The organism is Blastococcus sp. SYSU DS0539 (genome assembly GCF_054050855.1).
In genome coordinates, this window is the sequence record NZ_JBJHAF010000014.1 from 1 (window position 1) to 15,234 (window position 15,234).

A 15,234-nucleotide genomic window follows, 5' to 3' on the forward strand; every position below is an offset into this window, starting at 1 on the left:
CCGCCGGCGTTCCCGCGGGAACGCCGGCGGCGGCTCGTCGGCTACCGGGGCTCGTCCAGGCGGCGGACGACGCGCGCCGGGTTGCCGACCGCGACCACGTCGGCCGGCAGGTCGCGAGGGACGACCGCCCCCGCGCCGACGACGGTGTTCGCGCCGATGGTGACGCCGGCCAGCACGACGGCGCCGCCGCCCAGCCAGACGTTGTCGCCGATCACGATCGGCAGCGCGGCCTCCCACTTCTGCCGCCGCGGCTCGGCCGCCACCGGATGGGTGGGCGTGAGCAGTTGGACGTTCGGACCGATCTGCACGTCGTCGCCGATGGTGATGGGTGCGACGTCGAGGGCGACCAAGCCGAAGTTGGCCAAGCAGCGGGCCCCGATCGAGAGGTGGCGGCCGTAGTCCACCCGCAGCGGTGGCCGGATCTCGGTGCCCTCGCCGACCGATCCGAGCAGCTCCGTCAGCAGCTGCCGGCGCAGCGGACCCTGGCGGACCGACGTCGCGTTGTACGCGTCGGCGAGGTCCAGGGCCCGCGAGCTCAGCTCGCCGAGCTCGGGGTCGTCGGCGAGGTAGAGCTCCCCGGCAAGCATGCGCTCCCGCATGGACCGGCCGTCGTCCTCCGGTGGCGTGGTCATGCGGCGAACCTACGCAGCCGTCGCCCGGCCCCGTGCTGGGCGGGAACGGGGTCTCCGGCGCCGGCGGAGGTGTCGAACCGGCCGGGGGGGCCTAGCGTGCGCAGGATGGCGCTCATCTACCCGGTCCGGATCGACTCCCCGGAACCCGACGACGACTCACCCGCGGAGTTCTCCGAGCTCGCGGCGGACCTGTCGGACAACTGGCTGGTCGAGGTGGACCTCGGCGAGGACGGCGACGACGCGTGCTTCGGCCCGTTGACCCCCCGGGCCGCCTGGGACCTGGCGGTCGGCGTCGACGAGCGCCAGCCGGACTGGACCGTCTCGGTGCTGCCGCTGCACGTCCCCGGCACCCCGGACGAGCTGGTCGCCCTCTTCACCGAGGACTGACGCCGCCGGTCACCAGCCGCGCTCGCGCCACTCCGCGAGGTGCGGGCGCTCGGCGCCGATGGTCGTGTCGTCGCCGTGCCCGGGGTAGACCCACGCCGCGTCGGGCAGGACGGCGAACAGCCGCTGCTCGACGTCGTCGATCAGGCTGGCGAAGTCCTCCACCGACCAGGTCTTCCCCACGCCGCCGGGGAAGAGGCTGTCGCCGGTGAAGACGTGCACGCCGGCGTCGCCGGGACCGCGCCAGACCAGCGCGATGCTGCCCGGGGTGTGCCCGCGCAGGTGCACCACCTCGAGCGTCTGGTCGCCGACGGTCACGTGCTCCCCGTGCTCGACGGGGCGCTGCACCGGCACCGGCAGGGCGACGGCGTCGGCGGGATGGGCGACGGCGGCCGCGCCGGTCTCCTGCACGACGTCGGGAAGGGCCCGGTGGTGGTCCCAGTGGCCGTGGGTGGTGACGACGGTGCGCAGGTCGGCGTCCCCGATCAGCGCCCGCAGCACGTCCGGCTCCGCCGCGGCGTCGATCAGCAGCGCCTCGCCGGTGGCCGTGCAGCGCAGCAGGTAGGCGTTGTTCGCCATCTCGCTCACCGCCACCTTGCTGACGGTGAGCCCGGGCAGCTCCCGCACGTCGGCGGGGCCACCCACCGTGACGTTCCCGGTGTAGGTCGAGGTGCTCATCCGGACTCCGTTCGGAAAGTGTCGGCGGCCGCCGTTACGGTCCAGGTATGGACGCTAGCGGAGGTGTCGGCACTGCTCAGGGCGACGACGGTGCCGGGGCCCGCGGGCCGATCGTCGGCCTGTCGGCCACGGAGATCGCCACCCGGGTCCGGGCGGGGGAGCTGACGGCCGTGGAGGTCGTCCGCGCCCACCTCGACCACATCGAGGCGGTCGACGCGCGCGTCGGGGCCTTCCGCGTCGTCCGGCGCGAGGCCGCGCTGGCCGAGGCCGCGGCGGTCGACGCCAGCCTGACCCGCTTCGCCCTGCCGCTGGCCGGCGTCCCGGTGGCGATCAAGGACAACATCGCCGTGGCGGGGGAGATCTGCACCGACGGCTCGCCGGCCCGGCGGTCCGCGCCGGAGCGGAAGGACCACGTGATCGTCACCCGGCTCCGCAAGGCCGGGGCGGTCGTCGTCGGCATCACCCGCGCGCCCGAGCTCTGCCTGTACGCCGCCACCGACGGGCCGGGCACGGTCACCCGCAACCCCTGGGACACCGCGCTCTCACCCGCGGGCAGCTCCGGCGGGAGCGCGGCGGCCGTGGCGTCGGGCTCGGTGCCGGTGGCGCACGGCAACGACGGCATGGGGTCCCTGCGGCTCCCCGCCGCGGCCTGCGGGCTGGTCACGCTCAAGCCCGGCCTCGGCGTGCTGCCCGGTGGCATCGGCGCCGACGACTGGTCGGGCATGGCCGTCAACGGGGCGCTCGCCACCACCGTGGCCGACCTCGCGGTCACGCACGCCGTGATGGCGGAGGAGCAGCCCGCGCAGCCGGCCGCCCCCGGGCGGCCGCTGCGGATCGCGGTCAGCACCCGGTCGCCCGTGCCCGGGGTCGGGGCCGACGCCGCGACGCGGGCCGCGGTCGACGCGGTCGTCGCCCGCCTCCGCGAGGCCGGGCACACCGTCGTCCGCCGGAACCCGCCGGTCACGCCCGGCGCCGCGGCCGGCGCCCTCGTGCGCTGGATGGCCGGGGCGGAGGACGACGCCGAGTTCCTCGGGATCGACCGCGCGGAGCTGCAGCCGCGCAGCCGCACCCACGCGCGCATCGGCCGGCTGGTCCGGCGCCTCGGGCTGGTGCGGCCGCGCACCCAGCAGCGGTTCCGCGAGCGCATGATCCGGTTCTTCGACGACGTCGACCTGCTGCTGACGCCGGTCACCACCGGCCCGCCGCTGCCGGCCCGGCCCTGGCACGAGCGGTCGTTCCTGGCCAACATCACGGCCAACGCCCGGTGGGCTCCCTGGACCGCGGCCTGGAACCTGGCCGGCATCCCCGCCGCGGTCCTGCCGGCCGGCACCCGGCCCGGCGGGCCGCCGGTCCCCGTCCAGTTCGTCGGCCCGCCCGGCGCCGAGGAGCGGCTACTGTGGGTCGCCGGAGAGCTGGAGGCCCGGCAGCCCTGGCGCCGGTACGCGCCGGTCTTCGACCCCACGACGGCAGCCGCCGCCCCACCCGGCTGAGCGCCTCCGGCGCGCCGGCCCCGGGAGACCGGGCGCAGCTCACACCCGCCGGGTGGACGGCCGCGGGTGGCACCGGTGTTGCACCCGGTGCACCGCGACCGGGCACCGGCGGCCGCCGTTCGCGCTCCACCACCACATCCACCAGGTGAGATCCACCAGCGACCGACAGGGATCACATGGACCGGCTCGTCGTCCGCGGCGCCCGAGAGCACAACCTGAAGGACGTCCACATCGACCTCCCCCGGGACGCGCTGATCGTGTTCACGGGGCTGTCGGGATCGGGCAAGTCCAGCCTCGCCTTCGACACGATCTTCGCGGAGGGCCAGCGCCGCTACGTCGAGTCGCTGTCGGCCTACGCCCGCCAGTTCCTCGGCCAGATGGACAAGCCCGACGTCGACTTCATCGAGGGGCTCTCGCCCGCGGTGTCGATCGACCAGAAGTCGACCAACCGGAACCCGCGGTCGACCGTCGGCACCATCACCGAGGTCTACGACTACCTGCGGCTGCTCTACGCCCGCGCCGGCCAGCCGCACTGCCCCAACTGCGGCAAGCCGATCTCGCGGCAGACCCCGCAGCAGATCGTCGACCAGGTGCTCGCCATGGCCGAGGGCACCCGCTTCCAGGTGCTCGCCCCGGTCGTCCGGGCGCGCAAGGGCGAGTACGTCGACCTGTTCAGCTCGCTGCAGACCCAGGGCTTCTCCCGCGTCCGCGTCGACGGCACCGTGCACCCGCTGACCGAGCCGCCCACCCTCAAGAAGCAGGAGAAGCACAGCATCGAGGTGATCGTCGACCGCCTCACCGTGAAGGAGAGCGCCAAGCGCCGGCTCACCGACTCGGTGGAGACGGCGCTCGGGCTCGCCGGCGGCCTGGTGATCCTCGACTTCGTCGACCTGCCGGAGGACGACCCCGAGCGGGAGCGCACCTTCTCCGAGCACCTCGCCTGCGTCGACGACGGGCTGTCGTTCGAGGCGCTGGAGCCGCGGTCGTTCTCCTTCAACTCGCCGTTCGGCGCGTGCGGGGAGTGCACCGGCATCGGCACCCGCAAGGAGGTCGACCCCGAGCTGGTGGTCCCCGACCCGGAGAAGAGCCTCAACCAGGGCGCGATCGCGCCCTGGTCCAGCTCGATGAGCAACGAGTACTTCACCCGGCTGCTCACCGGTCTGTCCCAGCAGATCGGCTTCTCCATGGACGACCCGTGGGAGCGGCTGCCGGCCAAGGTGCAGAAGGCGATCCTGCACGGCTCGCCCGACCAGGTGCACGTCCGCTACAAGAACCGCTACGGCCGCGAGCGCAGCTACTACGCCGCCTTCGAGGGCGTGCTGCCGTTCCTGGAGCGGCGCCACGACGACACCGACAGCGACTACATGCGGGACAAGTACGAGGGCTACATGCGCGACGTGCCCTGTCCCGTCTGCCACGGCACCCGGCTCAAGCCGGAGATCCTCGCCGTCAAGCTGAACGACCGGTCGATCGCCGAGGTCACCAACCTCTCGATCGGCGAGGCCTCGCAGTGGCTCGGCGCCCTGGAGCTCGGCGAGCGCGAGAAGGCGATCGCCGACCGCGTGCTGCGCGAGATCCAGGCCCGGCTGTCCTTCCTCGTCGACGTCGGCCTGGACTACCTGTCGCTGGACCGCCCGGCCGCCACCCTGGCCGGCGGCGAGGCGCAGCGCATCCGGCTGGCCACCCAGATCGGCTCCGGCCTCGTCGGGGTGCTCTACGTGCTGGACGAGCCGTCGATCGGGCTGCACCAGCGGGACAACACCAAGCTGATCGAGACCCTCGTGAGGCTGCGCGACATGGGCAACACGCTCATCGTCGTGGAGCACGACGAGGACACGATCAAGACCGCCGACTGGGTCGTCGACATCGGCCCCGGTGCCGGCGAGCACGGCGGCGAGGTCGTCGTCAGCGGCACGGTGGAGGACCTGCTGGCCAGCGAGCGGTCGATCACCGGGGCCTACCTCTCGGGCCGGATGGAGATCACCGTCCCGGCGACGCGCCGCCAGCCGGAGCCGGGCCGGGAGCTGGTGGTCAAGGGCGCCCGCGAGAACAACCTGCGCGGGATCGACGTCGCCTTCCCGCTCGGCTGCCTGGTCGCGGTCACCGGCGTCTCGGGCTCGGGCAAGTCCACCCTGGTCAACGACATCCTGTACACGACGCTGGCCAACCAGCTGAACCGGGCGCGGCAGGTCGCCGGCCGGCACCGCACCGTCACCGGGCTGGAGCACCTGGACAAGGTCGTGCACGTGGACCAGTCGCCGATCGGCCGCACGCCGCGGTCGAACCCGGCGACGTACACCGGGGTCTGGGACCACGTCCGCAAGCTGTTCGCCCAGACGTCGGAGGCGAAGGTCCGCGGCTACCTCCCGGGCCGGTTCTCCTTCAACGTCAAGGGCGGCCGCTGCGAGGCCTGCTCCGGCGACGGCACGCTGAAGATCGAGATGAACTTCCTGCCCGACGTCTACGTCCCCTGCGAGGTGTGCAAGGGCGCCCGGTTCAACCGGGAGACCCTCGAGGTGCACTACAAGGGCAAGACGGTGGCCGAGGTCCTCGACATGCCGATCGAGGAGGCGGCGGACTTCTTCGCCGCTATCCCGGCGATCGCCCGGTACCTGCGCACGCTCACCGACGTCGGGCTCGGCTACGTCCGGCTGGGCCAGCCGGCGACGACGCTGTCCGGCGGTGAGGCGCAGCGGGTGAAGCTGGCCAGCGAGCTGCAGAAGCGCTCCAACGGCCGCAGCATCTACGTCCTCGACGAGCCGACCACCGGCCTGCACTTCGAGGACATCCGCAAGCTGCTGCTGGTGCTCCAGGGGCTGGTCGACAAGGGAAACTCGGTGCTGGTCATCGAGCACAACCTCGACGTCATCAAGAGCGCCGACTGGCTGGTCGACATGGGCCCCGAGGGCGGCTTCCGCGGTGGGATGGTCGTCGCCGAGGGCTCGCCGGAGTTCGTCGCCTCGGTACCGGAGAGCCACACCGGCCGGTACCTGGTGCCGCTGCTCGACGCCGACGCGATCGCCGCCGCGGCGGCCGGGCCGGTGAAGAAGCGGGCCCGCAAGAAGGCGAGCTGACCGACCGGGATCCACGACGGCCCGTGTCCCCGACGGGGGCGCGGGCCGTCGCCGTCCGACGGGTCACCACGCCGTCGTCGTCGCGGCCGGGCGGGGCCCGGAGGACGGTGCGGGCGGGCTGCCCCCGGGCCGGATCGGGCGCAGGGGTTGAGACCACGGCGCACCAGGCCGTATCGTCCGCTGTGACCGACGTCACGTACAGGCCTCCGGGCGGCGTGGCGGAGTCCCTCGGAGGAGGACAGCGATGAGCGCGCTCACGCCTGACTGCGACCCCGACCTCTCCAACTGCGGCTCGCCCACGGGCAGCGGCACCGGCAGCATCCGGTCCAACGTCGTCGTGCTGGCGTTGCTGGCCGCCTCCGTGTCGCTCGCCACCGGGTCGGCGGGCGCCGTGGCGTTCATGTCCGGCGGGGTGGCCCTCGTGTCGGCGATGGTGCTCGGGCGCCGGTGCGTCTGCCTCGGCCAGCGGCTCGTGACGAGCGCCGGCGCACACGCACCCTGGGCCCTGCACCGCTCGCGCCCGGTGGGCTGAGCGCCGCGGGCCCCGGCGGGGCCGCTTCCCCCGGCACGCCGCACGCCGGCCGGGGCCGCTGGGACGGACGGGACGGACGGGTCCCGGCGGCTGACGGCGTGTCGGTGGGCCGACCTAGTGTGGAGACATGGCCGATCCGTCCACGTACCGCCCGGCGGTCGGCTCCATCCCGGAGAGCCCCGGCGTCTACAGGTTCCGCGACCCGAACGGCCGGGTCATCTACGTGGGCAAGGCCAAGAGCCTCCGCCAGCGCCTGAACAGCTACTTCGCCGACGTCGCCGGCCTGCACCCGCGCACCCGCCAGATGGTGACGACGGCGTCGAGCGTCGAGTGGACCGTCGTCGGCACCGAGGTCGAGGCCCTCCAGCTCGAGTACAACTGGATCAAGGAGTTCGACCCGCGCTTCAACGTCCGCTACCGCGACGACAAGAGCTATCCGTCGCTGGCCGTGACGCTGAACGAGGAGTACCCCCGGCTGCAGGTCATGCGCGGGCCCAAGAAGAAGGGCGTGCGCTACTTCGGCCCCTACGCCCACGCGTGGGCGATCCGGGAGACCCTCGACACGCTGACCCGCGTCTTCCCGGCGCGGACCTGCTCCAACGGCGTCTTCAAGCGGGCCGGCCAGATCGGCCGGCCCTGCCTGCTGGGCTACATCGGCAAGTGCGCCGCCCCGTGCGTGGGCCGGGTCAGCGCCGACGAGCACCGCGCCATCGTCGACGACTTCTGCGACTTCATGGCCGGCCGCACCGACTCGATGATCCGCCGGCTCGAGCGGGAGATGGCCGATGCCGCGGAGGCCCTGGAGTACGAGAAGGCCGCCCGGCTGCGCGACGACATCGGGGCGCTCAAGCGGGCGATGGAGAAGCAGGCCGTCGTCCTCGGTGACGGCACCGACGCCGACGTCGTCGCCTTCGCGCAGGACGACCTGGAGGCCGCCGTCCAGGTCTTCCACGTCCGCGGTGGGCGGGTCCGCGGCCAGCGCGGCTGGATCATCGACAAGGTCGAGGAGGTCTCCACCGGCGAGCTGGTGGAGCAGTTCCTCCTGCAGGTCTACGGCGGCGTCGACGAGCAGACCGGGGTGGGAGAGGCCGGCGAGGCGGTGCCCCGCGAGGTGCTGGTGCCCGAGCTGCCCGACGACGCCGACGTCTACGTCGAGCTGCTGGAGGAGCTGCGCGGCGGCCGGGTGTCGCTGCGGGTGCCCCAGCGCGGTGACAAGCGCAGCCTCATGGAGACCGTGGAGCGCAACGCGAAGGAGGCGTTCGCCCGGCACCGGGTGAAGCGGTCCAGCGACCTCACCGCCCGCTCGCTGGCGCTGGCGGAGCTGCAGGAGGCGCTGGAGCTGCCCGACGCGCCGCTGCGCATCGAGTGCATGGACATCAGCCACGTCCAGGGCACGAACGTGGTGGCCTCCATGGTGGTCTTCGAGGACGGCCTGGCGAAGAAGTCCGACTACCGGAGGTTCTCCGTCACCGAGGGGACCGACGACACCGCCGCCATGGCGGAGGTGGTGCGCCGCCGGTTCGCCCGCCACCTCAAGGACGAGGCCGACCGCCGGGACGAGCAGGGCATCGCCGCGGAGGAGGGGCGGCCGCGCAGGTTCGCCTACCCGCCCAACCTGCTCGTGGTCGACGGCGGCGCCCCGCAGGTCGCCGCGGCCGCCCGGTCCCTGGCGGAGCTCGGCGTCGTCGACGTCGCCGTCTGCGGCCTGGCCAAGCGCATGGAGGAGGTGTGGCTGCCGGGGGAGACCGATCCGGTCATCCTGCCGCGCACCTCCGAGGCGCTGTACCTGCTGCAGCGGGTGCGCGACGAGGCCCACCGCTTCGCCATCACCTACCACCGCCAGAAGCGGTCCACCGGCATGCTGGTCTCGCTGCTGGACGACGTCCCCGGCCTCGGGGAGGCGCGACGGAAGGCGCTGATGAAGCAGTTCGGGTCGCTCAAGCGACTGCGCGCGGCGACAGTGGAGGAGCTCATGGCGGTGCCAGGGATCGGGCGGCGGACGGCGGAGGCGGTGCAGATGGCGGTCGCCGAGCCGGCACCGCCGCCGGAGGACGCGCCCCCGGCGGCTGCGGAGACCTCGCTGGCACCGCAGGGCCCGGCCGAGCAGGGCAGTCCCCGCGCGGGGTCCGGCGACACCGCCGAGGTCGGTCGGGTGGCATCGTGACGGTCGCACCCGACGTGGGCGGCGCAGGGCCGCAGAACGGGGTCTCCCCGGCGCTCGACCCGGCGAGCACCGAGACCCAGCCGCTGGAGGTCGTCGTCGTCACCGGGCTCTCCGGCGCCGGCAAGAACAGCGCCGGCCGGGTGCTCGAGGACCTGGGCTGGTTCGTCGTCGACAACCTGCCTCCGGCGCTGCTGCTGCCGATGGTCGAGCTCGGTGCCCGCGGTGACCTGCGGAGGTTCGCAGCGGTCGTCGACGTGCGCAGCCGGGCGTTCTCCAGCGACCTGGAGGAGGCCATCCGGATCCTGTCCGAGGCCGGGCACCGGCCCCGCGTGGTCTACGTGCACGCCCGGGACGAGGTGCTGGTCCGCCGGTACGAGTCGAACCGGCGGGAGCACCCCCTCCAGGGCAGCGGCACCCTCACCGACGGGATCACCGAGGAGCGCGCCCTGCTCACCGGCATCGCCGGTGAGGCCGACCTGTGGGTCGACACCAGCGACCTGAACGTCCACCAGCTGCGGGCCACGCTGGAGAACGCCTTCGCGCGCGAGGGGCGCACCCCGCCGCTCACCGCGACGGTGATGAGCTTCGGCTTCAAGTACGGCCTGCCGCTGGACGCCGACCTGGTCGTCGACGCGCGGTTCCTGCCCAACCCGCACTGGGTCCCGGAGCTGCGGGAGCACACCGGCCGGGATGCCGACGTCCGCGACTACGTGCTCGGCCAGGACGACGCCGGTGACTTCCTCGACCGGTACACCGAGGTGCTGCGGTTGCTGCTGCCCGGGTACCGGCGGGAGGGCAAGCGGTACCTGACGCTGGCGGTCGGCTGCACCGGCGGCAAGCACCGCAGCGTCGCGATCGCCGAGGAGTTCGCCCGGCGGCTGGGCGGGGAGGGCATCGCCGCCGTCGCGCGGCACCGCGATCTGGGCCGCGAGTAGTGGGCGGCACGACGTTCCCGGGGCGGGCGCCCCGGGTGGTCGCGTTCGGCGGTGGCCACGGCCTGGCCGCGGCGCTGGCCGCCTGGCGCAGCATCACCCCCGAGCTGACCGCCGTGGTGACGGTCGCGGACGACGGCGGCTCGTCCGGGCGGATCCGCCGGGAGATGCCGGTCCTGCCACCCGGCGACCTCCGCATGGCCCTCGCGGCGCTCGCCGGTGACGCGCAGCGGGAGCAGACCCTGGCCGCGCTGTTCCAGCACCGCTTCGGCGGCAGCGGCGTGCTGGCCGGGCACCCGGTCGGCAACCTGCTGCTCACCGGCCTGGCCGAGATGCACGGCGGGGACACCGTGCGCGCCCTCGACGAGCTCGGTGCGCTGCTCGGGGCGTGCGGCCGGGTGCTCCCGATGGCCGACGAGCCGCTCGACCTCGTGGCGCGGGTCGAGACCGCCGATCCCGACGACCCCGACCGGGTGCGCACCATCCGGGGGCAGGTGGCGATCGCGGCGACGCCGGGCCGGGTCCGGGAGATCCGGCTGTCGCCGGCCGACCCGGTGGTGCACCCCGCCGTCCTCGAGGCGATCGCGGCGGCCGACGTGATCTCCCTCGGCCCGGGGTCCTGGTACACCTCGGTGCTGCCGCACCTGCTCGTGCCCCGGCTGCGGGCTGCCCTGGTCGCAGCGCGGGCGCGGGTGGTGGTGGTGCTGAACCTGGAGCCCCAGCCCGGGGAGACGGACGGCTTCTCCCCGGAGGAGCACCTGGCCGTGCTCCGGGCGCATCTGGACGGAGTGGCGTTGCACACTGTGATCGCGGACGTGGAATCAGTGGTTGACCGCCGTGGTCTGCTTGACGCAGTCCGCGGGTGCGGCGCCGAGCTCCTGCTGGCGCCGGTGGCCGAGCCGGACGGCGCGCCACGGCACGACCCGGGGCGGCTGTCCGCGGCGCTGGCCTCCGTGGTCGGGATGCGGTGAACGAGTAGAGGTGGACGAGCGGGTACCGGGCGTTCGGCCGGCCGGCCGGCACGAGGGGGAGAGGGGACGGCGTACATGGCGCTGACCCGAACTGCGGTGGCGGATCACCGCGGGCGAACGTGGGGGTGGACAGCATGGCGATGACCGCCATGGTGAAGGACGAGCTCTCCCGGGTGGAGTGCACGAAGACCTCCGAGCGCAAGGCCGAGGTGACCGCGCTGCTGCGGTTCTCCGGCGGCCTGCACATCGTCGGTGGGCGCGTGGTCATCGAGGCCGAGCTGGACACCGGTTCGGTGGCCCGGCGGCTGCGCCGGGACATCAGCGAGGTCTACGGCTACACGAGCGGGGTGAGCGTGCTCGCCGGCGGGAACATCCGCCGCGGCGTGCGCTACCTGGTGCGGATCGCCAAGCACGGCGAGGGCCTGGCGCGGCAGACCGGGCTGGTCGACCAGCGCGGCCGTCCCGTCCGGGGCCTGCCGCCGGCCGTGGTGTCCGGCAGCATCAACGACGCCGAGGCCGCCTGGCGCGGTGCCTTCCTCGCCCACGGCTCGCTCACCGAACCCGGCCGGTCGTCCTCGCTCGAGGTCACCTGCCCGGGCCCGGAGGCGGCCATGGCGCTCGTCGGCGCGGCCCGCCGGCTGGGCATCGCCGCGAAGGCTCGCGAGGTGCGGGGCGCCGACCGGGTCGTCGTCCGGGACGGCGACGCGATCAGCGCGCTGCTGACCCGCATGGGCGCCCACGACGCGGTGATGGCCTGGGAGGAGCGGCGGATGCGCCGCGAGGTGCGGGCCACCGCCAACCGGCTCGCCAACTTCGACGACGCCAACCTGCGCCGCTCCGCCCGCGCCGCGGTCGCGGCCAGCGCACGGGTCGAGCGGGCGCTGGAGATCCTCGGCGAGGACGCCCCGGAGCACCTGCTCGTGGCCGGCCGGCTGCGGCTGGAGTTCGGCCAGGCCTCGCTGGAGGAGCTCGGTCAGCGCGCCGACCCCCCGATGACCAAGGACGCCGTCGCCGGCCGCATAAGGCGTCTGCTGGCCATGGCCGACAAGCGGGCCAAGGACCTGGGGATCCCGGACACGGAGTCCGTCGTCACCGACGACATGCTCGCGCAGTAGCCGCCGTTTCCGGCACATCGCCCGGCGAGCGCCGAGCCCGCACGGTCCCCGGCCCGGGGCCGTGCGGGGTCGGCGATCTCCCCGTTCCGGGGGAGTGCGCTGTCCCCCGAAACGGGACGACCGGGAGCCGGGCCGCGGGTCGACCGCTAGGGTCTGTCCCCGGAGCGGGACCGTGCGCCGCGTGGTCCCTGCGAACGCGACAGCTTCAACGGCGACAGTGGAGGTCTGCAGTGACGGTCCGGGTAGGCATCAACGGCTTCGGCCGGATCGGCCGCAACTTCTGGCGTGCCGCCGCCGCCAGCGGTCAGGACATCGAGATCGTGGCGGTCAACGACCTGACCAGCCCCGAGGCCCTGGCCCACCTGCTGAAGTACGACAGCATCCTGGGCAAGCTGGCCGAGGACGTCACCGCCGACGGCGAGGGCATCTCCATCGGCGGGAAGACCATGAAGGTCCTCTCCGAGCGCGACCCGGCGAACCTCCCCTGGGGCGACCTGGGCGTCGACGTCGTCGTCGAGTCCACCGGCTTCTTCACCAAGGCCGTGGACGCCCGCAAGCACGTCGACGCCGGTGGGGCCAAGAAGGTCATCATCTCGGCGCCGGCCACCGACGACGACATCACGATCGTCATGGGCGTCAACGACGACCTCTACGACGGCTCGCAGACGATCATCAGCAACGCCTCCTGCACCACCAACTGCCTGGCCCCCCTGGCGAAGGTCCTCAACGACGCGTTCGGCATCGAGCGAGGCCTCATGACCACGATCCACGCCTACACCGCCGACCAGAACCTGCAGGACGGCCCGCACAAGGACCTGCGCCGCGCCCGCGCCGCCGCGCTGAACATGGTGCCGACCTCCACCGGCGCCGCCAAGGCGATCGGCCTGGTTCTGCCGGAGCTCAAGGGCAAGCTCGACGGCTACGCGATGCGCGTCCCGCTGCCCACCGGCTCGGCCACCGACCTCACGGTGACGCTGAACCGGGAGGCCTCGGCCGACGAGGTCGACGCCGCCTACCGGGAGGCCGCCGCCGGCCCGCTGGGCAAGTACCTCACCTACACCGACGCCCCGATCGTCTCCTCCGACATCGTCACCGACCCGGCGTCCTGCATCTACGACGCCAAGCTGACGAAGGTCTTCGGCCCGATGGTCAAGGTCCTCGGCTGGTACGACAACGAGTGGGGCTACTCCAACCGGCTCGTCGACCTCACCTCCCTGGTCGGCAAGTCGCTCTGACGATGCGTTCTCTCGACGACCTCCTCGCCGAGGGCGTCTCGGGTCGGCGCGTGCTCCTGCGCGCCGACCTGAACGTCCCGTTGGACAAGACGACCGGCGCCATCACCGACGACGGCCGGATCCGCGCCAGCCTGCCCACCCTGCAGGCGCTGCGCGACGCCGGCGCCCGGGTCGTCGTGGCGGCCCACCTCGGCCGGCCCAAGGGCGCTCCCGACCCGGCGTTCTCCCTCGCGCCGGTCGCCGCGCGCCTGGGCGAGCTGCTCGGCACCACCGTCCCGCTGGCGGCCGACGTCGCCGGCGACGACGCGCAGGCCAAGGCCGCCGCGCTCGGCGACGGCGACGTCCTGCTGCTGGAGAACGTCCGCTTCGAGGCCGCGGAGACGTCCAAGGACGACGCCGCGCGGGCCGGGCTGGCCGACCGGCTGGCGGCCCTCGCCGACCTGTACGTCGACGACGCGTTCGGTGCGGTACACCGCGCGCACGCCTCGGTGTTCGACGTCGCCGAGCGCCTCCCGCACGCGGCCGGCCGGCTGGTCGCCCGCGAGCTGGAGGTGCTCACCCGGCTGACCACCGAGCCCGAGCGGCCCTACGTGGTCGTGCTCGGCGGCTCCAAGGTCAGCGACAAGCTGGCGGTGATCGAGGCGCTGCTGCCGAAGGTCGACCGGCTGCTCGTCGGCGGCGGCATGTGCTTCACCTTCCTCGCCGCCCAGGGCCACGGGGTGGGCAGGTCGCTGCTGGAGGCCGACCAGGTCGGCACCTGCCGCCGGCTGCTCGCCGAGGCCGGCGACCGGATCGTCCTGCCGGTCGACGTCGTCTGCGCCCCGGAGTTCAGCGCCGAGGTGGAGACCACGGTCGTCGACGCGGCGGAGATCCCGGACGGGCAGATGGGCCTGGACGTGGGCCCGCGGACCGTGGAGATCTTCGGGTCGATGCTGGGGGACGCCCGCACCGTCTTCTGGAACGGGCCGATGGGTGTGTTCGAGCTCGCCCCCTTCCAGGCCGGCACCCGGGGCGTCGCGCAGGCGGTCGGCGCGGTCGACGGCCTGTCGGTCGTCGGCGGCGGTGACTCGGCGGCGGCGGTCCGCGTCCTGGGCCTCGACGAGAACGCCTACGGGCACATCAGCACCGGTGGCGGCGCGTCGCTGGAGTACCTCGAGGGCCGGGACCTGCCGGGCCTCGCGGTCCTGGCCGACTGAGCGAGGAGCCGACATGGCACGCACCCGACCCACGCCTGCCCGCGCCGGGCGCCGGCCGCTGATCGCCGGCAACTGGAAGATGCACATGACCCACCTGGAGGCCATCGGGCTGGTCCAGAAGGTCGTGTTCTCGCTGAAGGAGAAGGAGCTCGACACCGCCGAGGTCGTCGTCCTCCCGCCGTTCACGGCGCTGCGCAGCGTGCAGACGCTCGTCACCGGCGACAAGCTGGCGATCGGCTACGGCGCGCAGGACCTCTCCGCCCAGGACTCCGGTGCCTACACCGGCGAGGTCAGCGGCGGCATGCTCAGCGCGCTCGCCTGCGAGTACGTCGCGGTGGGCCACTCCGAGCGCCGGGCCCTGCACGGTGAGGACGACGGCGTCGTCGCCGCCAAGGTGCAGGCCGCCCTGCGGCACGGCATCGTGCCGATCCTGTGCGTGGGGGAGGGGCTCGACGTCCGCAAAGCCGGAACCCACGTCGCCCACTGCTCCGCCCAGCTGGACGCCGCGCTCGAGGGGCTGACCGCCGAACAGGTGGCCGGCGTCGTCATCGCCTACGAGCCGGTGTGGGCGATCGGCACCGGCGAGGTCGCCACCCCCGAGGACGCGCAGGAGGTGTGCGGCGCCCTGCGGGCGCGGCTCGCCGAGCGCCACGGGAGTGACAGCGCGGCCACGGTACGTATTCTCTACGGCGGGTCGGTGAAGGCCGCGAACACGGCCGGGATCCTGGCCGGGGCGGACATCGACGGTGCGCTCGTCGGCGGGGCCAGCCTGGACGCCGACGAGTTCGCGCAGATCTGCCGGATCGCCGCCGGCGGCAGCTGAACCCTGCT

Annotated in this window: 13 protein-coding genes; 11 read left to right on the plus strand and 2 right to left on the minus strand. The window is 73.7% G+C overall.

What is annotated here, in order from left to right; all coding sequences use genetic code 11:
• Positions 1–41: 41 nt before the first annotated feature.
• Positions 42–632: a sugar O-acetyltransferase gene (locus ACI790_RS16355; RefSeq protein WP_456570843.1), complete on the minus strand. Its 591-nt coding sequence runs from the start codon at positions 630–632 to the stop codon at positions 42–44.
• Positions 633–737: 105 nt separating this feature from the next.
• Between ACI790_RS16355 and ACI790_RS16360 the strand changes: the two genes are divergently transcribed.
• Positions 738–1,019 (plus strand): hypothetical protein, encoded by a 282-nt coding sequence (locus ACI790_RS16360; RefSeq protein ID WP_456570844.1) that lies wholly within the window; start codon positions 738–740, stop codon positions 1,017–1,019.
• Between the two features lie 9 nt (positions 1,020–1,028).
• On the opposite strand, the gene ACI790_RS16365 is transcribed toward ACI790_RS16360, so the two are convergent.
• The gene (locus tag ACI790_RS16365; RefSeq protein ID WP_456570845.1) at positions 1,029–1,694 is read right to left on the minus strand and encodes an MBL fold metallo-hydrolase; all 666 of its coding nucleotides are present in this window, start codon (positions 1,692–1,694) and stop codon (positions 1,029–1,031) included.
• A 47-nt stretch (positions 1,695–1,741) separates the two neighbouring features.
• On the opposite strand from ACI790_RS16365, the gene ACI790_RS16370 reads away from it, so the two are divergent.
• The 10 genes from ACI790_RS16370 (at position 1,742) to tpiA (ending at position 15,226) form a co-directional block, all read left to right on the plus strand.
• Positions 1,742–3,184: an amidase gene (locus tag ACI790_RS16370; protein WP_456570846.1), complete on the plus strand. Its 1,443-nt coding sequence runs from the start codon at positions 1,742–1,744 to the stop codon at positions 3,182–3,184.
• A gap of 176 nt (positions 3,185–3,360) precedes the next feature.
• Complete coding sequence (uvrA, locus tag ACI790_RS16375) at positions 3,361–6,258, plus strand: excinuclease ABC subunit UvrA (protein WP_456570847.1); 2,898 nt, start codon at positions 3,361–3,363, stop codon at positions 6,256–6,258.
• 244 nt (positions 6,259–6,502) lie between these two features.
• Positions 6,503–6,790 carry a hypothetical protein gene (locus tag ACI790_RS16380; protein WP_456570848.1) on the plus strand — a complete coding sequence of 96 codons (288 nt, stop codon included), beginning with the start codon at positions 6,503–6,505 and terminating at the stop codon, positions 6,788–6,790.
• 127 nt (positions 6,791–6,917) lie between these two features.
• A complete protein-coding gene (gene uvrC / locus ACI790_RS16385; protein ID WP_456570849.1) occupies positions 6,918–8,954 on the plus strand; it encodes an excinuclease ABC subunit UvrC in 2,037 nt (678 codons plus the stop codon).
• Positions 8,951–9,889, plus strand: a complete 939-nt coding sequence (gene rapZ / locus ACI790_RS16390) for an RNase adapter RapZ (protein WP_456570850.1) — start codon at positions 8,951–8,953, stop codon at positions 9,887–9,889. The genes uvrC and rapZ overlap by 4 nt, the downstream gene beginning before the upstream one ends.
• Positions 9,889–10,857: a gluconeogenesis factor YvcK family protein gene (locus ACI790_RS16395; RefSeq protein WP_456570851.1), complete on the plus strand. Its 969-nt coding sequence runs from the start codon at positions 9,889–9,891 to the stop codon at positions 10,855–10,857. The genes rapZ and ACI790_RS16395 overlap by 1 nt, the downstream gene beginning before the upstream one ends.
• Before the next feature lie 134 nt (positions 10,858–10,991).
• Complete coding sequence (whiA, locus tag ACI790_RS16400) at positions 10,992–11,972, plus strand: DNA-binding protein WhiA (RefSeq protein WP_269193619.1); 981 nt, start codon at positions 10,992–10,994, stop codon at positions 11,970–11,972.
• Between the two features lie 230 nt (positions 11,973–12,202).
• On the plus strand, positions 12,203–13,207 hold the full coding sequence (gap, locus tag ACI790_RS16405; protein ID WP_456570852.1) for a type I glyceraldehyde-3-phosphate dehydrogenase: 1,005 nt from the start codon (positions 12,203–12,205) through the stop codon (positions 13,205–13,207).
• 2 nt (positions 13,208–13,209) lie between these two features.
• Entirely contained in the window at positions 13,210–14,403 is a 1,194-nt protein-coding gene (locus ACI790_RS16410) for a phosphoglycerate kinase (RefSeq protein ID WP_456570853.1), read from the plus strand.
• A gap of 13 nt (positions 14,404–14,416) precedes the next feature.
• On the plus strand, positions 14,417–15,226 hold the full coding sequence (tpiA, locus tag ACI790_RS16415) for a triose-phosphate isomerase (RefSeq protein WP_456570854.1): 810 nt from the start codon (positions 14,417–14,419) through the stop codon (positions 15,224–15,226).
• Positions 15,227–15,234 lie beyond the last annotated feature (8 nt).